The sequence below is a fragment of the Stenotrophomonas sp. FBCC-B152 genome (assembly GCF_059134105.1).
In genome coordinates, this window is record NZ_CP101442.1 from 1,220,979 (window position 1) to 1,240,334 (window position 19,356).

The window sequence follows — 19,356 nt, forward strand, 5'->3', positions numbered from 1 at the left end:
CCTCGACCCGGGCGGTAGGTACCCACCGTTGGTGGGTACGGCGCCTCAGGCCGACAGTTCGAGCAACAGCTTGTTGAGCCGGCGCACGTAGGCCGCCGGGTCCTTCAGTGTATCGCCGGCCGCCAGCGCGGCCTGGTCGAACAGCACCCGGCTGAGGTCGCCGAAGCGGGCGGCATCGGCTTCCTGGTCCAGCTTGCCGATCAGCGGGTGGGCCGGGTTGAACTCGAACACCGGCTTGCTGTCGGGCACCTTCTGGCCGCTGGCTTCCAGGATCTGGCGCATCTGCAGGCCCAGGTCCTGTTCGCCGATGGCCAGGATGGCCGGCGAATCGGTCAGCCGGTGGGACACGCGCACATCGGCCACGTCATCACCCAGCGCGCCCTTGATCCGCTCGACCAGGCCCTGCTTGTCCTTGGCGGCCTCTTCCTGCGCCTGCTTGTCTTCGGCCGTTTCCAGCGCGCCCAGGTCGAGGTCGCCACGCGCCACATCCACGAACGACTTGCCGTCGAACTCGGTCAGGTAGCCCATCAGCCACTCGTCGATGCGGTCGGTGAGCAGCAGCACTTCGATGCCCTTCTTGCGGAACACTTCCAAGTGCGGGCTGTCCTTGACCTGGGTGTGGCTGTCGCCGGTCAGGAAGTAGATCTTGTCCTGGCCCTCGATCATGCGGCCGATGTAGTCGGCCAGCGAAACGCTCTGCTCGCCGCTGGCGTCATGGGTGGAGGCGAAGCGCAGCAGGCCGGCGATCTTCTCGCGGTTGTTGAAGTCTTCGGCGGGGCCTTCCTTGAGCACTTGGCCGAACTGCTTCCAGAACCCGGCATACACCTCGGGCTTGTCGGCGGCCAGCTTCTCCAGCATGTCCAGCGAGCGCTTGGTCAGCGCCGACTTCATCGAATCGATGACCGGGCCGGACTGCAGGATTTCGCGCGACACGTTCAGCGACAGGTCGTTGGAATCGACCACGCCCTTGATGAAACGCAGGTACAGCGGCAGGAACTGCTCGGCCTGGTCCATCACGAACACACGCTGCACGTACAGCTTCAGGCCCTTGGGCGCGTCGCGGTGGTACAGGTCGAACGGCGCGTGGCCGGGCACGTACAGCAGCGAGGTGTACTCGAGCTTGCCTTCCACCTTGTTGTGGCTCCACGCCAGCGGGTCCTGGTGGTCGTGCGCGGCGTGCTTGTAGAACTCCTGGTATTCGGCGTCGCTGATCTCGGTGCGCGGGCGGGTCCACAGCGCGCTGGCGCGGTTGACGGTTTCCCACTCGACTTCGGCTGGGGCGTCATCGCCGTGGTGTTCCTTGACCATCTGGATCGGCAGGCCGATGTGGTCCGAGTACTTCTTGATGATGCCGCGCAGGCGCCAGGCATCGGCGAAGTCCTGCTGGTCGTCCTTGAGGTGCAGCACGATGCGGGTGCCGCGCTCGGGCTTGTCGATGCTTTCGACGTCGAACTCGCCTTCGCCACGCGAGGACCAGTGCACGCCCTCGCTGGCGGGCAGGCCGGCGCGGCGGGAGTAGACATCGACCTGGTCGGCCACGATGAACGCGCTGTAGAAGCCGACGCCGAACTGGCCGATCAGCTGCGAATCCTTCTTCTGGTCGCCGGACAGCTGGCGCAGGAAGTCGCCAGTGCCGGACTTGGCGATGGTGCCCAGGTGGGCGATCGCCTCATCCCGGCTCATGCCGATGCCGTTGTCGTCGATGGTCAGGGTATGCGCCTGCGGGTCGACGCTGACCTGGATGCGCAGTTCACCGTCGTTTTCGAGCAGGCCCGGCTGGGTCAGCGCTTCGAAGCGCAGCTTGTCCGAGGCATCGGCGGCGTTGGAGATGAGCTCGCGAAGGAAGATTTCCTTGTTGGAGTACAGCGAGTGGATCATCAGCTGCAGCAGCTGCTTCACCTCGGTCTGGAAGCCCAGGGTTTCTTTTTGGGTCTGCTCGGTCATCGGGGAGTGCTCCTTGGACGGTACCGCGCCCGGCGCGGCGGCTGCACAAGGGGTAAGGACGGATTGTCCCGTTTTCAAGGCGTCAGCGTTTCAGTTGCTACGGGCTGGGAGGCCGACGGTGCGTCGCGGGCGGTTGGTGACCGTTACGGTATTCTTCACGCATGAAAGCACGCTCTTCCGCATCGACTGCCGTCGGCCAGGTCCGCATCATTGGCGGCAAATGGCGCAATACCAAGCTGCCGGTGCCGCTGGCGCCGGGCCTGCGGCCCAGCAGCGACCGGGTCCGGGAGACCCTGTTCAACTGGCTGATGCCGCGCCTGGGCGGTGCCCGGGTGCTGGATCTGTTCGCCGGCAGCGGTGCGCTGGGGCTGGAGGCGGTGTCGCGCGGGGCAGCCCAGGCCACGCTGGTGGAGCGCGATGTCGCGCTGGCCCGCCAGCTGCGCGAATCGGTGGCCAGGCTGGGCGCGCAGGGCCAGATCGAGGTGGTGCAGGGCGATGCGCTGCACTGGCTGGGCCAGCGCCCGTCGGGGCTGGCCGACATCGCCTTCATCGACCCGCCGTTCGCCGATGGGCTGTGGGAGGCCGTGCTGGCCGGGCTGGGGCCGCACTTGGCCGCCGATGCATGGCTGTACCTGGAGTCCCCGGCCGGCCAGACCCTGCGCCTGCCGCCGGGCTGGCTGCTGCACCGGGAGGGCGGCACCCGCGAGGTCCGCTTTGCCCTGTACAGGCGCGCCACTGCTACACTTTCACCAGATCAGAACGCGTAGCTTCCGCATGACCGTAGCCAACCGCCGCATCGCCGTATACCCGGGCACCTTCGATCCGATCACCAACGGTCACATCGACCTGGTGAACCGGGCCGCGCCGTTGTTCGAGAAGCTGGTGGTCGGCGTGGCGCAGAGCCCGTCCAAGGGGCCTTCGCTGCCGCTGGAGCTGCGGGTGTCGCTGGCGCGCGATGCGCTGGCCCACCACCGCAACGTGGAAGTGCGCGGTTTCGACACCCTGCTGGCGCATTTCGTGCGCTCCGAGCAGGGCGGGGTGCTGCTGCGCGGGCTGCGCGCGGTGTCCGATTTTGAATACGAGTTCCAGATGGCCAGCATGAACCGCCACCTGATTCCGGAGGTCGAGACGTTGTTCCTGACCCCGGCCGAGCAGCACAGCTTCATTTCGTCCTCGCTGGTCCGCGAGATCGCCCGTCTTGGCGGCGACGTGTCCGGCTTCGTGCCGGCCTCGGTGCTCGAGGCGCTGCGCAAGGTCCGCGAAGCGAAGTCTGGCCCCACGTAAACCCCAAGACCCACACATACCAAGCATCACCAAGAGGGAGACTCCATGAACAACACCATGCGTGCCATGTTGATCGCGTCGTTCGCGCTGGCCTTCACCGCCTGCAAGAAGGAAGAAGCCGCACCGGTCGCCGATGCCCAGCAGGCGCTCGTCGCCCCGTCCAAGGATGACGATGCGGGCTGGAAGAAGTACCTGCAGGCCGTCGCCGTGCAGAACATGGGCAACATCACCAACAGCCCGTTCCTGTACTACCTGTCCCCGGAATCGGATCCGGAGTTCCAGGCCAAGTACGACCGCCAGGTCGAGAGCGCCACTGCTGCTGTCGCCCGTGGCGTGCAGCCGGGCAACATGCTGGCCTTCGGTTCGTCCGCCTCGGGCAAGATGGCCGACATGATCCAGGCCGTGTTCAAGGACGTGTCCGCCGACTCGATGAAGGGTGTGCGCGTGGTGTTCATCGGCCAGGCGGCCGACAACGCCCGTGTCCAGTCGATCGTCCAGCCGACCGGCGCCGAGTACATCTTCGTCGAAGCCAAGTAAGCCGTGCCATGGCGGCCGCGCCCTGCGCGCGGCCCGGGCGGCGTCCTTCGTGGACGCCGCCGTTGACCGGCCCGCGCAGCTGCGCAGGCCGGTTTTCCTCTGCCGGCACTGGCGTGGAGTAACGCCATGTCGCTGAAAATCAATGAGCTCTGCGTCAACTGCGACGTATGCGAGCCCGCCTGTCCCAACCAGGCCATCTCGATGGGTGAAACCATCTACGTGATAGACCCTGCACGCTGCACCGAATGCGTGGGGCATTTCGACGAACCGCAGTGCGTGGTCGTCTGCCCGGTGGAATGCATCGATCCCGATCCGGACATTCCCGAAACCCAGGAAGCGCTGCTGGCCAAGCTGCATGGGCTCCAGCGCGATCATCCCGAACTCTATGTGGAGTCTGCGCCCGAATGAACACCCCCTCCCGTCGCTGGTTGCTGTTGCTCCTGTTGTGGACGCCGGCCCTGTGGGCCGCCGAGCCTGCGCCGCAGGCCACGCTGGCCGCACATCCTGAAGGCGTCGCCATCGCCAGTGGCCATCACCTGGCGACCGAAGCGGGCATGGAAATCCTGGCCAAGGGCGGCAACGCGTTCGACGCCGCGGTGGCGGTGTCCTCCACCCTGGCGGTGGTCGAGCCGATCAGCTCCGGCTTGGGCGGCGGCGGGTTCTTCCTGCTGCACGATGCCAGCACCGGCAAGGACGTGATGCTGGACGCGCGCGAAACCGCGCCGGCCGCCGCGACCCCCGAAGCATTCTTGGACAGCAAGGGCGAGCTGGACCGCGATCGTTCGGTGAACGGCCCGTGGTCGGCCGGCATTCCCGGCCTGCCGGCGGCGCTGGTGGAGCTGTCGGCCAAGCACGGCAAGCTGCCGCTGCAGGCATCGCTGGCCCCGGCGATCCGCATCGCCCGCGAAGGTTTCCCGGTGTATGCGCGCATGGCCAAGGGCTATGCCTCGCGCCGTGAAGTGATGGAGCGTTACCCCGGAACGCGCGAGGTGTACCTGCGCAACGGCAAGCCGATCGCCGAAGGCGATGTGTTCAAGCAGCCGGAGCTGGCGCAGACGCTGGAGCGCCTGGCCGCAGGCGGCTTCGACGGCTTCTACAAGGGCCAGACCGGCAAGCTGCTGCTGGCCGGGGTGAAGCAGGCCGGTGGCAATTGGACGGCCGACGAGCTGGCCGGTTACCGGGTCAAGCAGCGCGAACCGATCGTGTTCAATTACCGCGACTGGAAGATCACCACCGCCTCGCCGCCGTCCTCCGGTGGCATCGCGCTGGCATCGATGCTGCAGATCCTGGAAGGCTGGGACCTGAAGGCGATGGACCCGGCCCACCGCACCCACCTGGTGGTGGAATCGATGCGCCGCGCGTTCCGTGACCGCACCTTCTTCCTGGGCGACCCGGACTTCGTGCAGATTCCGCAGAAGGTGCTGACCAGCCGCGATTACGCCCAGGGCCTGCGCGCCACCATCCACCCGGAAAAGGCCACCCCGAGCGACCTGCTGTCGGGCAACCCGACGCCGCTGGAAGACGACGAGACCACCCACTTCTCGATCATCGACCAGCAGGGCAACCGCGTCGGCGCCACCCAGACGGTGAACCTGCTGTACGGCTCGGGCCTGATTCCGTCGGGCACCGGCGTGCTGCTCAACAACGAGATGGACGATTTCGCGCTCAAGCCGGGCACGCCCAATGCGTTCGGCGTGATGGGCTATGCGGCCAACGCGCCGAAGCCGGGCAAGCGCATGCTCAGCTCGATGACCCCGACCTTCATGGAATCGGCCGACAAGGTCGTGGTGCTGGGCACCCCGGGCGGCAGCCGCATCATCACCATGGTGCTGCTGGGCGTGCTGGGCTATGACGATGGCCTGGACGCGCAGCAGGTTGCCGCGCTGCCGCGCTTCCACCACCAGTGGCTGCCGGACGTGATCGAGGCGGAAACCGGTGCGTTCGATGCGGGCACCATCAAGCAGCTGCAGGCGATGGGCCACAAGATCGACCTGCCCGGGGACAGCGCCGAAGGTGGGCGCGGTTCCAGCCACGTGTGGGGCAACCTGCAGACGGTGGAATGGAACCGCCGCAGCAACCAGCTCAGCGTGGGCAGCGATCCGCGCAACCCGGTCGGCTCCGGCGCCGTCGAACCGGCGGCGGCAAAGTAGAACGAAAACCCCGCTGCGGCGGGGTTTTTTCATGCCGGCGGATAGCGAATTATTAACGCGGCCCGCCGGATAATTTACCGATGAAACTATGGTCCATCCGCGGTAACTCACAGAAGCTCGATGGCGGCGCGATGTTCGGCAATGCGCCGCGTGCGGTCTGGGAAAAATGGGCGGCACCCGACGATCTCAACCGGATTGAACTGGCCTGCCGCGCACTGCTGGCCAGCCCGCTGGCCGGAAAGACGGTGCTGTTCGAAACCGGTGTCGGCGCGTTCTTCGAGCCGAAGCTGCGTGACCGTTACGGCGTGCAGGAACCCAGCCATGTGCTGATCGAATCGCTGCGCGAAGCCGGCTTCGAGCACGAGGACATCGACGTGGTGGTGCTCAGCCACCTGCATTTCGACCACGCCGGAGGCCTGCTGGCGCCGTGGAGCGAAGGCCGCGCGCCGGAGCTGTTGTTCCCCAACGCGACCTTCCTGGTCGGTGCCGAACACTGGGAACGCGCGCTGCATCCGCATCCGCGTGACCGCGCCAGCTTCATTCCCGAACTGCCGCAGCTGCTGCAGGACAGTGGGCGGCTGGAGATCGTGCGGGGGCCGTATTCGCGCACGCTGGGCAACAGCGTGCGTTTCAGCTTCAGCGATGGGCACACCCCGGGCCTGATGCTGGCCGAGATCGTCGGCCCCGAACAGGTGCAGGGCGAGCCGCGCGGTGGCGTGGTGTTCTGTGCCGACCTGATTCCGGGGCGTTCATGGGTGCACGTGCCGATCACCATGGGCTACGACCGCAACGCCGAACTGCTGATCGACGAGAAGCGCAGCTTCCTCGAAGACAAACTGGCGCGCAACGTGCACCTGTTCTTTACCCACGACCCCGAATGCGCGCTGGCCCAGGTCACCCGGGACGAGAAAGGGCGGTTCGGTACCGCCCACGAACAGGGTGAATTGAAGGCCCGCGCCCTGGCCTGACAGCGCGCGGGACACGCCATGCGTGTCCCTCGGAATGTCGGATCGACGCCGGATTCAGCCGGCCACGCGGGTCCCGAAAATGCGATCGCCCGCATCGCCCAGGCCCGGCAGGATGTAGCCCTTCTCGTTGAGCCGTGCATCGATCGCGGCAGTGAAGATCTCCACGTCCGGGTGCGCCGCCTGCACGGCCGCAATGCCTTCCGGCGCCGCCACCAGGAAAATACCCTTGATCCGCCGTGCCCCGGCGCGCTTGAGCATGTCGATGGTGGCGATCAGGGTGCCGCCGGTGGCCAGCATCGGGTCCAGGATCAGCGCGTCGCGCTCTTCCAGGCGGCCGGTGAGGCGCTCGAAGTAGGGCACCGGCTGCAGGGTTTCCTCATCGCGCTGCAGGCCGACCACGCTGACCCGCGCCGCCGGGATCAGCGACAGCACGCCACTGAGCATGCCCAGCCCGGCGCGCAGGATCGGCACCACCGTGATCTTCGCGCCGGCAATGCGCTGCACGGTCACCGGGCCGGCCCAGCCGGAAAGGGTGTGCGCTTCAGTGTCCAGGTCGGCGGTGGCCTCGTAGGCGAGCAGGCCGCCCAGCTCGTTGGCCAGCTCGCGGAAGTCCTTGGTGCTCAGGGACGCATCGCGCATCAGGCCGATCTTGTGCTGCACCAGCGGGTGGCGAACTTCGACGATTTTCATGGGAATGCCAACAAAACGGGGAGATCGCCATTTTGCCGCACCGGTGCCATGGCCGGCCATAGTCCGCCCCTGAAGGTGCCCATCGCCACCGGTGTCACGTTCATGCAATCTCCCGGACATACCGTGCTGACCCAATCTTTACACCGTTGGGGAAGCCGTGCAGAACAAATCGCCGTTGGGGCTGGCCATCAGCCTGTCGTTGCTCGTCCTGTCCACCGCGCCTGCCGTGGCCGCCGCGAGCGGGGAGCTCGCCGGCGCTGCGGCAGCCACCGAACTGGACCGGGTGGAAGTGCGCCCGCAGCTGGAATCGCAGACCCGTGCGGTTGACCTCAAGCGCAGCAGCGACGCCATCCAGGACGCGGTATCGTCCGATGCCATGGGCGTCTACCCGGACAAGAACGTGGCCGAATCGCTGCAGCGCCTGCCCGGCGTCAGCGTCACCCGTGACCAGGGCGAGGGCCGCTTCGTGGTGGTGCGCGGCCTGGATGCCAACCTCAACAGCGTCAGCATCGACGGCATCGCCGTGGGTACCCCGGAAGATTCCAGCCGCGCCGCGCCGCTGGACGTGATTCCCTCCGACTCGACCGAACGCCTGCGCGTGGTCAAGTCGCCGACCCCGGACATGCCCGGCGACGCCATCGGCGGCGCGATCCTGGTCGAGTCCGCCTCGGCCTTCGACCGCGACGGGCGCAGCCTGCGTGGCAAGATCGAAGCCAGCCACCAGGACCTGTCCGGCCACACCAGCCCCAAGGCCGCGTTCAACTACAGCGAAGTGTTCGCCGACACCTTCGGCGTGGCGCTGGGCGTGAACTACCAGAACCGCAAGTTCGAGTCCGACAACAGCGAAGTCGAGTACGGCGAATTCGACGGCGGCAGCGAAGACGAGCTGTTCGCCAACAGCCTGCAGCACCGCAAGTACGAGATCGAGCGCAAGCGCATCGGCGCCAACCTCAACTTCGACTGGCGCCCCAACGAAGACAGCCAGTACTACCTGCGCACCCTGTACAGCCAGTTCGATGACGCCGAAACCCGCCAGCGCACCATCTTCAACTTCGGCGATGGCGAGGTCACCGCGCTGGGCAACAACCAGTTCCGCGTCGATGACCTGCCGGCCGATGCGATCCAGAAGCGCATGCGCTACCGCACCAAGAAGGAAAACACCTTCGCCGCCAGCCTGGGCGGCGAGAACCGCCTGACCAACGCAGTGCTGGATTACAAGGTCGGTTACACCCGCACCGAAGAACGCGTCAACGACGAGATGGAAGCGCGCTTCGAGTACAACGGCGATGACCTGGCCGCCACCGTGGACCAGAACAGCGGCATTCCGCGCTACACGCTCAGCGATGCCAGCTGGATGGACAACGGCAACTACGATTTCGACCGCTTCGTGATCTCGCCCAAGCGGGTGGACGACAAGGAGCACAGCGCCCAGGTCAACATCCGCTTCGACGGCGACAACAGCAGCTACAAGTTCGGCCTGCTGGGCCGCTGGCGCGACCGTGACGTGGACACCGACGAGCGCGAACTGCGCGTGGGTCCGGACGTGGCGTTGTCGGACTGGACCGCCGCCACGCCCGACCACCGTGGCGGCAGCCTCGGCCAGGGCATGAGTTCGGATGCGATGCGCCGCTACTGGGCCCAGTTCGGCAGCCAGTACAGCGCCCGCCCGCAGGATGTCGGCGCCAATGCGATGACCTCGCTGGAAGAGGACTACACCGCCAGCGAAGACATCTTCGCCACCTACGCCATGGGCACCTGGGATGTGGGCAACCTGCGCATCATCGGCGGCGTGCGCGTGGAAAACACCCAGTTCCAGGCCACCGGCAACCAGGTCGACGTGGCCGCCAATGGCCGCAGCTACACCGTGACCCCGCTGACCGCCGACCGCAGCTACACCAACGTGCTGCCGGGCCTGCACCTGCGCTATGACGCGGGCAGCGACTGGGTGCTGCGCGCGGCTGCCAACAAGACCGTGTCGCGCCCGTCGTTCGGCGATATCGCGCCGCGCATCGGCTACAACCGCGGCGACGAGGAAGTGCGGTTGGGCAACCCGGAACTGGATCCGTACGAATCCAAGAACGTGGACCTGTCGTTCGAGCGCTACATCGGCAGCACCGGCATCCTCTCGCTGGGCCTGTTCCACAAGTCGATCGACGGCTACATCGTCAACACCGTCAGCGACAGCGATCCCGAATACCCGGGCTTCGACGTCACCCGCGTGATCAACGGCGACAAGGCCAAGGTCTACGGCGCCGAGTTCAACTGGCAGCAGCAGCTCAGCTTCCTGCCGGCCGGTTGGGATGGCTTGCTGGTCGGTGCCAGCGGCACCTGGCTGGAGACCGATTTCGACCCGGGCCTGGACGGCCGTGCCGACGAGGACTTCACCCTGCCGCGTGCCTCCAAACACGTGTACAGCGCACACCTGGGTTACGAGAAGGCCGGCTTCAGCACCCGCATCGCCGCCGTCTACCGCAGCGAGTACCTGGATACGCTGGGCGACAGCCGCGCCTACGACATCTTCGTGGCGCCCAATACCCAGCTCGATTTCAGCCTGGACTACAAGATCACGTCCAACGTGAGCGTGTACTTCGAAGCGCAGAACCTGCTCGACAAGCCGCTGGAGCTGTACCAGGGCGTGCGTTCGCGCACGCTCCAGAACGAAGAGTACGGCCGCACCTACGCGCTGGGCCTGAAGGTGGCCCTGTGATGCGCGCACGCCCCGCACTGGGCCTGCTTGCGCTGGCGCTGCTGGCCGGCTGCAAGCCGGCTGCCGCCCCCGCGCCGACCGCGCCCGCCGTGGACGCCGCCGCAGCCACCACCGGCCGTAACGTGGCGACCGTGGCCGAGGCCTTCCTCACGCCGATGACGCCTGCCGACAACATCGACTCGCCGGCCAGCTGGACCAGCCCGGAAGGGCAGGTGTGGCTGATCGCCACCGCCAAGGCCACCGACAAGCTGGTGGTCTATGACGGCCAGACCGGCGCGCACCTGCGCGACGTGGGCAGCACCGGCACCGCGCCGGGCCAGTTCGTCCGCCCCAACGGCATCGCCGTGGTCGATGACCTGGTGCTGATCGTGGAGCGCGACAACCACCGCGTGCAGGTGTTGCAGCTGCCGTCGTTCACGCCGCTGGGCACGTTCGCCGCCGACGACCTGCGCAAGCCGTACGGGCTGTGGGTCAACAAGCAGGCCAACGGTTACGACGTGTACGTGACCGATTCCTACGACGCCGGTGAAGACGCGCAGGGCAACGACGTGCTGCCGCCGCTGGCCGAGCTGGACAAGCGCGTGCGGCGCTATGCGGTGCAGGTGCAGGACGGCACGGTGCAGGCGACGTTGACCTCCAGCATCGGCGACACCTCCGAGGCCGGCGCGCTGCGTGTGGTCGAATCGATCTGGGGCGACCCGGCCAATGACCGCCTGCTGATCGCCGAAGAAGACGAGACCTACGCCAGTGAATTCAAGGTGTACACGCTGGAAGGCAGGTTCAGCGGCACCACCTTTGGCCGCGATGCGTTCAAGGCCCAGGCCGAAGGCGTGATGCTGCGCACCTGCGGCAAGGACGGCTGGTGGATCACCACCGAACAGGGCAAGGATCGCAGCGTGTTCCATCTGTTCGACCGCCACACGCTGAAACATGTCGGCGCGTTCCAGGGCAATACCGTGGCCAATACCGATGGCATCTGGCTGAGCACGGCCGCCTCGCCGCGCTTCCCGCATGGCGCACTGTACGCCGTGCATGACGACCAGGGCGTGGTCGCCTTCGACTGGGCCAGCGTGGCCAGACAGCTGTCGCTGCCGCTGGAGTGTGCAAAGTGAGCGGTATCCATGCATGCGCCCGCGCGCTCGCGGTAGTGCTGCTGCTGGGCAGCGCGTCCAGCTGGGCCAAGCCGGAGGGCAAGGCCGAACCGAACACCCAGGTGCCGATCGGCAACCGGCATTACGCGGCGACCGGCTTCCCGGACCGCATCGTGGCATCGCCGGCGCAGGACGCATCGCGCGGCTTCGCCGTGGCGTGGCGTACCGATACCAGCGTCAGCACGCCGCTGCTGGAATGGGTGGTAGCAGGCGACTCGCCCGATGTCGGCACGCCCAGGCGCGTCACCGCCGTGACCGCGACGCTGGACACCGAACTGGGCCCCTCGCACCATCACCGTGCCGACGTCGCTGGCCTGGCGCCGGATACGCTGTACCTGTGGCGGGTGCAGGGTAACGGGACCTGGAGCGCCTGGAACCAGCTGCGCACCGCCGGGCGGGCCGACCAGCCATTGACCCTGCTGTACTTCGGCGACACCCAGAACAAGAACGTCAGCCACGTCTCGCGTGTGCTGCGTGCCGGCATCAAGGCCGCACCGGACGCGCGATTGACGCTGTTTGCCGGTGACCTGGTGAGTGGCGGTGATGGTGTGGACGACAGCGAGTGGGGCGAGTGGTTCGCTGCCGCCGGCTGGCTGCCGCAGGAAACCGCAGTGGCACCGGCGATCGGCAACCATGAGTACTTCGAGGAATTCGAGGACACCCCGCAGGAGCGCCGCGTGCTGGGCCGGCACTGGCCGGTGACCTTCGCCCTGCCGCGCAACGGCGTGGATGCCGCGTCCACCAGCACCTACTGGTTCGACTACCAGGGCGTTCGCATCGCCGTGCTGGACGGCACCTCGGCGCTGGACCTGGGCACGGCCCAGGCGCAGGCGGCGTGGCTGGACAAGGTGCTGGCGGACAACCCGCAGCCGTGGAGCATCGTGCTGCTGCACCAGCCGTTCTATTCGCCGCGCGAGGGCCGCGAGAACGCCGAGCTGCGTGACGTGCTGCTGCCGGTGGTGCGCCGCCACAACGTGGACCTGGTGCTGCAGGGCCACGACCACACCTACGGGCGTCGTGGCGAAGGGCAGGCGGCCACCCCGCAGTACGTGGTCACGGTGGCCGGCCCGAAGCAGTACCGGCTGTCCGACGAAGCGCGCGCGACGATGGCGCCGGTCGGTGAGGACACCCAGCTGTACCAGGTGCTCACGATCGATCCACGGCACCTGCGCTATGAAGCACGCACGGTCACCGGCCGCCTGTACGACGGCTTCGAACTCAACCGGGAAGCCGATGGAAGCAAGCGCAAGACCGAACTCACCGAGGGCCGCATCGCCCCGCGCGACTGCACGCGCACCCAGACCCTGAAGGGTCGCGCCGACCGCTGCTGGGAATAAGGACTGCCATGAACCCGAAACCCAAGCTTCCCCTGATCGCCCTGGCCGCCGCGCTGCTGCTGCTCACCGGCGCCAGCCTGGCCAGCAACGCGGTGTTGCACCCCTTCCTGGCCGCCCAGCCGAAGGAAGCGCCGGAGGAAGCCAATCTGGCCGTGGAAATCCCGGCCGGAAGCTTCACCAAGTACGAAATCAAGGAAGACGGCCTTGTCCACGTCGACCGCTTCCAGTCCATGCCGGTCGCGTACCCGGCCAACTACGGCTCGATGCCGCGCACCCTGGCCGGCGACAACGACCCGCTGGATGCACTGGTGTTGACCCGCGAGCCGCTGCATCCGGGCGTGATCGTGCGCTTCCGGCCGATCGGCTACCTGAAGATGGTCGACAAGGGCGAGCACGACGAGAAGGTCATCGGCGTGCCCACTGACAAGATCGACCCGACCTACGCCAACATCCGCGACCTGCAGGACCTGCCGCTGATCGAGCGCCAGCGCATCGAAGCGTTCTTCCGCGTCTACAAGGACCTGCCCGAAGGCCGCAACCCGGTGCAGTTCAACGGCTGGGGCAACGCGGCCGAAGCGAAGGCGCTGATCCGCGAATCGATGGAGCGCTTCGACGCCCAGCAGCGCCGCGCCAAGGGCGACTGAACGCCCCGGACGGGGGGCACCCTGACTTCCGGCCCTTCTTGGTAATGCCGCCGGCATCGACGATGGTGGCACTGCCAAGGAGAGCACGCTATGTCATCGATGCCGTTCAACCCCCGCACGCTTGCGGCCGCGCTCCTGCTGTTGTCGGGCACATGTGCCGCACAGGACCTCGCCATCGTGGGCGCACGGGTGGTTTCCTCGCCGGATGCGGCCGCCATCGACGATGCCACGGTCTGGATCCGTGACGGACGCATTGCCGCCGTAGGCCCGCGCGACAAGGTGACGTTGCCGAAAGGCGTGCAGGTCATCGACGCCCGCGGCAGCACCGTGACCGCGGGCTTCTGGAACAGCCATGTGCACCTGATGTCGCCGCCGTTCCACCAGCCCGGAGGGCAGGAGGCCGGGGCGCTGGAAACCGCGCTGCGTCAGCGCTTCGGGCAATGGGGCTTCACCACGTTGTTCGATATCGGCTCATTGCCCGGTGACGTCATCGCGCTGCGCGCACGCATGGCGCGCGGCGAGGTCCACGGCCCGCGCCTGCTGACCGTGGACATGCCGTTCTATCCCGAACATGGCACGCCGATCTACGTGCGCGACCTGTGGGAGCAGACCCGTACGCGCAGCGCGGAAGTCGCTTCGCCGGACGAAGCGCGCCAGCGTGCAGAAGCGCAGATCAGCGCAGGTGCCGATGGGGTCAAGGTCTTCACCGGCGCCATCGTCGGCGGCGAGCAGGGGGTGCTGCCGATGCGGTTGGACGTGGCCAGCGCAGCCGTGGCCTCGGCGCATGCGCATGGAAAACCTGCCTTCGCGCACCCGACCAACATGGCGGGGCTGGAGGTGGCGTTGGCCAGTGGCGTGGACGTGCTCGCACACACCGCGCCCGACGCCGGTCCCTGGGCGCCGGAGCTGGTGGCACGGCTGAAGGCGGACGATGTGGCGCTGGTGCCGACGCTGTCGCTGTTCGATGCCCACCTGCGCCAGGAAGGGGTGCCGGACGCGGTGGTGCAGCGCTTCGTCGGCAACGCCCAGCAGCAGGTCAAGGCCATGGTCGCCGGGGGTGGCCAGGTGCTGTTCGGCACCGATGCTGGCTATACCGAGGTGTACGACACCCGGCTGGAATATCGCCTGATGGCCGGCGCCGGCATGGACTGGCGGCAGATCCTCACCAGCCTCACCACCGCCCCGGCGCAGCGTTTCGGCCAGGCGTCCGGGCGCGGACGGATCGCGGAAGGTTACGCCGCCGACCTGGTGGTGCTGGGCAGCGACCCGCAAGAATCACCGGAAGCGCTGGCCGACGTGCGCATGACCATCGCCGACGGCCGGATCATCCACCAGCGCGACGCTCCGTAGCGCCACGCCGCGCCTCCAAACCTGTGTGCGTGGCTGCGCCTTACAACAGCATCCCGCCGCCCACCTCGATGCGCTGCGCGGTGACCCAGTGATTGCCGGTTCCCACCAGCGCCGCGACCATCGCGCCGATGTCGTCGGCGCGACCGGGCCGTCCCAGCGCGGTGTGGTCGCTCACATAGCGGTTGACGTCCGGGTTGTCGCGCACCGCGCCGCCGAAGAAGTCGGTCTCGGTTGCCCCGGGCGCTACCGTATTGACGGTGATGCCGCGCGGACCCAGTTCCAGTGCCAGGTAGCGCGTCATCACCTCCATCGCGCCCTTCATGGAGGCATACACCAGGCTGCCTGGCGCTGTATGCCGGGTAAGGCTGGTGGAGATATTGACGATGCGGGCTCCATCTTCCAGGTGCGGGGCCAGGGTCTGGCTCAGCAGCAGCGGACCTTTGAAATGGAGCGCATGCAGGTGGTCGATGTCATCAGCGCGGATGCTGCCGAACAGGGCCGGCGCATGTGCGCCTGCATTGTTGACCAGCGCTTCCAGCCGCCTGCCTCCACGTTCCTGCAGCCAGGCAGTCACCACTTCCTGGAACGCAGGGAAGCTGGCGCTGTCGGTGAGATCCAATTCAAGCGCCAGCGCCCGTTGGCCCATGCGGGTGATCTCCGCGAGGGCGGCATGTGCTGCATCGGGATCGGTGCGGTACGTTAAGATCACATCCCAGCCCTGTGCTGCCAGGTGCTGCGCGATGCTGCGGCCGATTCCCTTGTTGCCACCGGTGACCAGCGCAACGCGGGCGCCGCTATCGGGAGAATGCCTGTGCATGAGACAACCTGTTGCGAGGAAGGAGGCGGCATGATCGACCCCGGCGATGCGCAGGTCTTGCAGGTTCCTGCAGCGTTCTTGCCTGATCGTGCAGATGCGCGGAACGGCCGCGCATGATCGCGCGATTGTACAAGGCGGTAGCAGCCCTGCTGCGTGCAACGCCGGCTACAGGCGGCCAGGTGCTCACGCCGCTGCCAGGCGTGATCGTATCCAGCACCCCTCACGCGCGCATGCCCAGCCATGCGCTGTACCGGCCCGCGCTTGGCGTGGTGGTGCAGGGTGCCAAGCAGGTGCTGGTGGGGAAACAACGCCTCGATTACCGCGCAGGTGAGGCACTGGTGACCCGGATCGCCCTGCCGGCAAGTGGCAGGGTGCTCGTTGCCAGCAAGGCGGCACCGTTCATGGGCGTTTCCATCGAACTTGATCCGGTGTTGCTGCAGGAGACCCTGGCCCGGCTCGATCCGATGCCGTCTGCCAAAGGGGCGCTTCCAGGCCTGTGCGTGCACGTCTTGCCGCCACCGGTGCTGGACTGCGTGGCGCGGATTGTTGAAGCGGCGTCGTTGGCGCAGGCGGACGTGCTGTTGCCCACCCTCCTGCGCGAGCTGAACTATTGGTTGCTTACCGGCGCGACCGCGGCGGATGTGGCGGCCATGGCACGCCCGGAAGGGGCACTGCATCGCGTTGCCGATGCTGTTGTTTACCTGCGCCGCCATTTCCGCGAGCCGCTGCAGGTCGAGGCGCTGGCGGCGGCAAGCAGCATGTCGGTGTCGTTGTTCTACCGCCAGTTCCGCGCGGTAACTGCGTTGTCGCCGTTGCAGTTCCAGAAGCAGCTGAGGCTGCTGGAGGCAAAGCGCCTGCTGGAAAACGACGAGGTGAATTTCACCGGTGCAGCGCTCAGCGTGGGCTATGAAAGCCTGTCGCAGTTCAGTCGGGAATACCTGCGCTGCTTCGGGCACAGCCCGCGCCACAGCGTTCAGGCAGGAACAGAGGAGCACGGTACCGCTTGATCGCGTGCGGGACCTGAATTAATATCCGACCGGACGGATATTAATGGACGGCAGCATGGCTCGACCCCGCACCATCGATCCCAATCAATTGCTGGATGCCGCCGAGCGCGTTGTGGCGCGCCTTGGCGTGCCCGGGCTGACGCTTGATGCAGTGGCCGTGGAAGCCGGCATCAGCAAGGGCAGCGTGCTCTACGACTACCGCAACAAGGCGGCACTGGTGCAAGCGGTGGTGATGCGCGCGCTGCAGCGCGACAGCGCCCACAACCAGGCTGCCATCGACGCGCTGGATGGCGACGACAGCCCGGTGATCCGGGGGCGCCTGTTGGCGGCGGCGCAGCCGTTGCCCGAACCCTTCCGTCCCGTGGCGCTGAGCCTGGTGGCGGCCATGGCCAGCGATTCCAGCCTGCGTGCGCCCTTCCAGGCGCATCAACGCGAGGTCATTGACGCGATCGAATCGAGCGCGCAGCAGCCGCGTGGCGCGATGCTGGCATACCTGGCGCTGGAAGGCCTGAAGCTGCTCGAATCGCTTGACTACCACCGTTTCCCCGAACAGCAGCGCGCACAGCTGCTGAGCGATATCGCCTGGCTGGTGGAGCAGCGCCCGCATGCGGCGCAGCCACGGCCGTAGGAGTCCCCATGTCTGTATCCCAGCGTATTTTCCTCACCGGCGGCAGCGGCTACGTCGGTCGAAACCTGATCGAGGCCTTCACCCGTCGCGGCTGCGAAGTGGTTGCGCTTGCCCGCAGTGATGCGGCGGCAGGCGTGGTTGAACAGCGTGGCGCACGCGCATACCGCGGAGAGCTGCTCGACGAAGCGCTGGCAGCCGGCATGCAGGGGTGCGATGTGGTCGTCCACGCCGCCGCGGACACCGATCACGTGGCGGGCGGCGAACGGCAGCGCCGGATCAATGTCGACGGTACCCGGCAGGTGGTGCGGGCGGCGCAGCAGGCCGGCGTCACCCGGTTGCTGCTGCTCAGCACCGAATCGGTGCTGGCCACGGGGCGCGCGCTGGTCGCGGTGGATGAGCGCGCGCCACTGCCGCGCAGGGCCATTGGTGGGTACTCACGCTCCAAGGCTGCGGCGGAGCAGATCGCGCTGGCCGCCAACGGCGAGCGACTCTCGGTCAGCGTGCTGCGCCCCCGCTTCGTATGGGGACGCGACGACACCACTGCGCTTCCGCAACTGTGCGAAGCGGTGCGGTCAGGCCAGTTCGCCTGGATTTCCGGCGGCCACTACCTGACCTCCACCACGCACATCGCCAACCTGTGCGAAGCGGTACTTGCCGCCCTCACGCACGCGCGGCCGGGAGAGGTGTACTTCATCGCCGACCAGCAGCCCGTCCAGTTCCGCAGCTTCATCACGGCGCTGCTGGACACCCAGGGCATGGCAGTGCCCGAACGCAGTGCTCCGCGCCCGTTGCTGTGGTTGCTGGCCAACGCAGGCGATGGACTGGCGGCGGTCAGTGGTGGTCGCCTGCGCGGGCCGCTGACCCGCCAGCAGTTCGCTGCCTCCGCGGTCGAGGTGACCCTGGAGACCAGGAAGGCGCGCCAGGAGCTGGGATATCGCGACGTGATCACGCGCCAACAGGGGCTGGACGAACTGCGCGTTCTGCGGGAAACGCCCAGCCACGCGGGGCGTGGCTCTACGTCGGTTCGTGGATCGGGCAACGGTTGAACGTTGAACGGAATTCACGCGAGGCCGCCATTACCACGCGACGTGCGCGGTTGAGGTTGCCCAGCGGCCGATGCGCCGCCAGGGCATGCCACGGGGCGAAGGCCAGCTGGTCTTCGCTCGATTCGGCGTCTGCACTCCAGGAGGCCTGGGCTTCGACCAACAGACGACCGACGGGCAGGTACGGGCTGAGCGCTTCAGGCCACACCACCGACGCGTCTTCAATCGGCATCTTCTCCAGGTCGCGGCACAGCTGCACCCGCAGCTCCCATTCGGCCACGGCACCCGGCTGGGCGAAGAACGTAGCAACCGCCTCGCGTTGCGTGTCCGGAGCCGATTCCAGCGGCTCGCCGGTCAGCGCCTTCAACGCCGGGGATACCGGCACCCAGGAGAACTTGGCGATGTACGCGCCATAGCGGAATGGCACCTGGGTAAAGAAGGTCTCACCCAACGGGTGATGCTGCGGTTCGCCGCCCAGCGCCTTGAGCGTGGCGCTTTGCCCGCCGACGGCTTCCAGCGCTGCCTCGGTGCCGCGCAGCGTGGCCGACAGCACCTGCTTGGTGCGCGGCATGCGCTCGGTGGTGGCAGCCAGCAGCTTCGCCGAGCGGAGGAAACCGCTGATGCCGGGCGTGTTGAACGCCGGTCCATTCACCATCAGGAAGTCCTGGCTGTGCAGTTCGTCGCCGCCCTCCACGCGCGCACCCGGGACGTCGATGATCTTGACGGCCATCGCGCGCGGCGTGGAGACGGTATCGGGCAGCTGTTCGGCCGGTGGCGAGGACAACCGCACCAGGGCGTCGTACTCACCGGGTGCGGCAAACAGGCCCTGGCTCAGCTCGGGCGACAGCCCCTCCAGCACGCGGAAACGCCCGCGCAGCAGCGCGTGCCCCTTGGCATGCACCGCGCGGTGCGCGTGGCCTTCGTGGTTGGCCACCACCTGGGCCATGTCGGTGAACACCTTGGCCAGTTCGGCGATGGTGGCCTGTTCGTCCGCGTCGGCATGTTCAACGTTGACCGAGTAGGCAACAGCAGGGAGGAGCGCAGGCATGGCGATGACATCCGCAGGAAGAGGGGCCACCTTCCCGCGTGACCCGTGCAG

The 19,356-nt window shown here is 67.3% G+C and carries 18 protein-coding genes; 14 read left to right on the plus strand and 4 right to left on the minus strand.

The features are described from left to right. Window positions 1–45 precede the first annotated feature (45 nt). Window positions 46–1,944 carry a molecular chaperone HtpG gene (gene htpG, locus NMB40_RS05990; protein ID WP_494360445.1) on the minus strand — a complete coding sequence of 633 codons (1,899 nt, stop codon included), beginning with the start codon at window positions 1,942–1,944 and terminating at the stop codon, window positions 46–48. Window positions 1,945–2,105: 161 nt separating this feature from the next. Between htpG and rsmD the strand changes: the two genes are divergently transcribed. From rsmD to NMB40_RS06020, 6 genes are all read left to right on the plus strand, one after another. Further along, complete coding sequence (rsmD, locus tag NMB40_RS05995; protein WP_494360446.1) at window positions 2,106–2,711, plus strand: 16S rRNA (guanine(966)-N(2))-methyltransferase RsmD; 606 nt, start codon at window positions 2,106–2,108, stop codon at window positions 2,709–2,711. A gap of 7 nt (window positions 2,712–2,718) precedes the next feature. Continuing rightward, entirely contained in the window at window positions 2,719–3,228 is a 510-nt protein-coding gene (gene coaD / locus NMB40_RS06000; protein WP_068851045.1) for a pantetheine-phosphate adenylyltransferase, read from the plus strand. Window positions 3,229–3,273: 45 nt separating this feature from the next. Continuing rightward, window positions 3,274–3,765 (plus strand): hypothetical protein, encoded by a 492-nt coding sequence (locus tag NMB40_RS06005; RefSeq protein ID WP_494360447.1) that lies wholly within the window; start codon window positions 3,274–3,276, stop codon window positions 3,763–3,765. A gap of 126 nt (window positions 3,766–3,891) precedes the next feature. Continuing rightward, entirely contained in the window at window positions 3,892–4,173 is a 282-nt protein-coding gene (locus tag NMB40_RS06010; protein WP_068851051.1) for a YfhL family 4Fe-4S dicluster ferredoxin, read from the plus strand. Then, window positions 4,170–5,915, plus strand: coding sequence for a gamma-glutamyltransferase (ggt, locus tag NMB40_RS06015; protein ID WP_494360448.1), 1,746 nt, complete (start codon window positions 4,170–4,172; stop codon window positions 5,913–5,915). The genes NMB40_RS06010 and ggt overlap by 4 nt, the downstream gene beginning before the upstream one ends. An 80-nt stretch (window positions 5,916–5,995) precedes the next feature. Next, a complete protein-coding gene (locus tag NMB40_RS06020; RefSeq protein ID WP_494360449.1) occupies window positions 5,996–6,883 on the plus strand; it encodes an MBL fold metallo-hydrolase in 888 nt (295 codons plus the stop codon). Between the two features lie 54 nt (window positions 6,884–6,937). On the opposite strand, the gene upp is transcribed toward NMB40_RS06020, so the two are convergent. Further along, window positions 6,938–7,573, minus strand: a complete 636-nt coding sequence (gene upp, locus NMB40_RS06025) for a uracil phosphoribosyltransferase (protein ID WP_068851060.1) — start codon at window positions 7,571–7,573, stop codon at window positions 6,938–6,940. 157 nt (window positions 7,574–7,730) lie between these two features. On the opposite strand from upp, the gene NMB40_RS06030 reads away from it, so the two are divergent. From NMB40_RS06030 to NMB40_RS06050, 5 genes are all read left to right on the plus strand, one after another. Then, window positions 7,731–10,280, plus strand: coding sequence for a TonB-dependent receptor (locus tag NMB40_RS06030; RefSeq protein ID WP_494360450.1), 2,550 nt, complete (start codon window positions 7,731–7,733; stop codon window positions 10,278–10,280). Next, window positions 10,280–11,392, plus strand: coding sequence for a phytase (locus NMB40_RS06035; protein ID WP_494360451.1), 1,113 nt, complete (start codon window positions 10,280–10,282; stop codon window positions 11,390–11,392). Before NMB40_RS06030 ends, NMB40_RS06035 begins: the two co-directional genes overlap by 1 nt. Before the next feature lie 35 nt (window positions 11,393–11,427). Beyond that, window positions 11,428–12,768: a purple acid phosphatase family protein gene (locus NMB40_RS06040; protein ID WP_494361047.1), complete on the plus strand. Its 1,341-nt coding sequence runs from the start codon at window positions 11,428–11,430 to the stop codon at window positions 12,766–12,768. Window positions 12,769–12,776: 8 nt separating this feature from the next. Next, complete coding sequence (locus NMB40_RS06045; protein WP_494360452.1) at window positions 12,777–13,412, plus strand: inorganic diphosphatase; 636 nt, start codon at window positions 12,777–12,779, stop codon at window positions 13,410–13,412. Between the two features lie 90 nt (window positions 13,413–13,502). Next, window positions 13,503–14,762, plus strand: a complete 1,260-nt coding sequence (locus tag NMB40_RS06050; protein WP_494360453.1) for an amidohydrolase family protein — start codon at window positions 13,503–13,505, stop codon at window positions 14,760–14,762. A 40-nt stretch (window positions 14,763–14,802) separates the two neighbouring features. Here the strand turns inward: NMB40_RS06050 and NMB40_RS06055 are convergent, their stop codons facing one another. Beyond that, window positions 14,803–15,579, minus strand: a complete 777-nt coding sequence (locus tag NMB40_RS06055; RefSeq protein ID WP_494360454.1) for an SDR family NAD(P)-dependent oxidoreductase — start codon at window positions 15,577–15,579, stop codon at window positions 14,803–14,805. 113 nt (window positions 15,580–15,692) lie between these two features. On the opposite strand from NMB40_RS06055, the gene NMB40_RS06060 reads away from it, so the two are divergent. The 3 genes from NMB40_RS06060 to NMB40_RS06070 are packed head-to-tail and all read left to right on the plus strand — an operon-like array spanning window position 15,693 to window position 18,260. After that, on the plus strand, window positions 15,693–16,586 hold the full coding sequence (locus NMB40_RS06060; protein WP_494360455.1) for an AraC family transcriptional regulator: 894 nt from the start codon (window positions 15,693–15,695) through the stop codon (window positions 16,584–16,586). Window positions 16,587–16,641: 55 nt separating this feature from the next. Further along, on the plus strand, window positions 16,642–17,214 hold the full coding sequence (locus tag NMB40_RS06065) for a TetR/AcrR family transcriptional regulator (protein WP_494360456.1): 573 nt from the start codon (window positions 16,642–16,644) through the stop codon (window positions 17,212–17,214). Between the two features lie 8 nt (window positions 17,215–17,222). After that, window positions 17,223–18,260, plus strand: a complete 1,038-nt coding sequence (locus NMB40_RS06070) for an NAD-dependent epimerase/dehydratase family protein (RefSeq protein ID WP_494360457.1) — start codon at window positions 17,223–17,225, stop codon at window positions 18,258–18,260. Here NMB40_RS06070 and NMB40_RS06075 read toward each other — a convergent pair. Continuing rightward, the gene (locus NMB40_RS06075; protein ID WP_494360458.1) at window positions 18,229–19,305 is read right to left on the minus strand and encodes a catalase family protein; all 1,077 of its coding nucleotides are present in this window, start codon (window positions 19,303–19,305) and stop codon (window positions 18,229–18,231) included. The two genes, NMB40_RS06070 and NMB40_RS06075, sit on opposite strands and share 32 nt — an antisense overlap. Window positions 19,306–19,356 lie beyond the last annotated feature (51 nt).

What these genes read in the sequence shown, in the direction of transcription:
- NMB40_RS06010 (WP_068851051.1), top strand. Translation starts at nt 3,892, where the DNA reads ATGTCGCTGAAAATCAATGAGCTCTGCGTCAACTGCGACGTATGCGAG.
- upp (WP_068851060.1), bottom strand. Translation starts at nt 7,573, where the DNA reads ATGAAAATCGTCGAAGTTCGCCACCCGCTGGTGCAGCACAAGATCGGC.
- NMB40_RS06055 (WP_494360454.1), bottom strand. Translation starts at nt 15,579, where the DNA reads ATGCACAGGCATTCTCCCGATAGCGGCGCCCGCGTTGCGCTGGTCACC.
- NMB40_RS06035 (WP_494360451.1), top strand. Translation starts at nt 10,280, where the DNA reads ATGCGCGCACGCCCCGCACTGGGCCTGCTTGCGCTGGCGCTGCTGGCC.
- NMB40_RS06060 (WP_494360455.1), top strand. Translation starts at nt 15,693, where the DNA reads ATGATCGCGCGATTGTACAAGGCGGTAGCAGCCCTGCTGCGTGCAACG.
- rsmD (WP_494360446.1), top strand. Translation starts at nt 2,106, where the DNA reads ATGAAAGCACGCTCTTCCGCATCGACTGCCGTCGGCCAGGTCCGCATC.
- NMB40_RS06070 (WP_494360457.1), top strand. Translation starts at nt 17,223, where the DNA reads ATGTCTGTATCCCAGCGTATTTTCCTCACCGGCGGCAGCGGCTACGTC.
- NMB40_RS06005 (WP_494360447.1), top strand. Translation starts at nt 3,274, where the DNA reads ATGAACAACACCATGCGTGCCATGTTGATCGCGTCGTTCGCGCTGGCC.
- coaD (WP_068851045.1), top strand. Translation starts at nt 2,719, where the DNA reads ATGACCGTAGCCAACCGCCGCATCGCCGTATACCCGGGCACCTTCGAT.
- htpG (WP_494360445.1), bottom strand. Translation starts at nt 1,944, where the DNA reads ATGACCGAGCAGACCCAAAAAGAAACCCTGGGCTTCCAGACCGAGGTG.
- NMB40_RS06020 (WP_494360449.1), top strand. Translation starts at nt 5,996, where the DNA reads ATGAAACTATGGTCCATCCGCGGTAACTCACAGAAGCTCGATGGCGGC.
- NMB40_RS06075 (WP_494360458.1), bottom strand. Translation starts at nt 19,305, where the DNA reads ATGCCTGCGCTCCTCCCTGCTGTTGCCTACTCGGTCAACGTTGAACAT.
- NMB40_RS06045 (WP_494360452.1), top strand. Translation starts at nt 12,777, where the DNA reads ATGAACCCGAAACCCAAGCTTCCCCTGATCGCCCTGGCCGCCGCGCTG.
- ggt (WP_494360448.1), top strand. Translation starts at nt 4,170, where the DNA reads ATGAACACCCCCTCCCGTCGCTGGTTGCTGTTGCTCCTGTTGTGGACG.
- NMB40_RS06050 (WP_494360453.1), top strand. Translation starts at nt 13,503, where the DNA reads ATGTCATCGATGCCGTTCAACCCCCGCACGCTTGCGGCCGCGCTCCTG.
- NMB40_RS06065 (WP_494360456.1), top strand. Translation starts at nt 16,642, where the DNA reads ATGGCTCGACCCCGCACCATCGATCCCAATCAATTGCTGGATGCCGCC.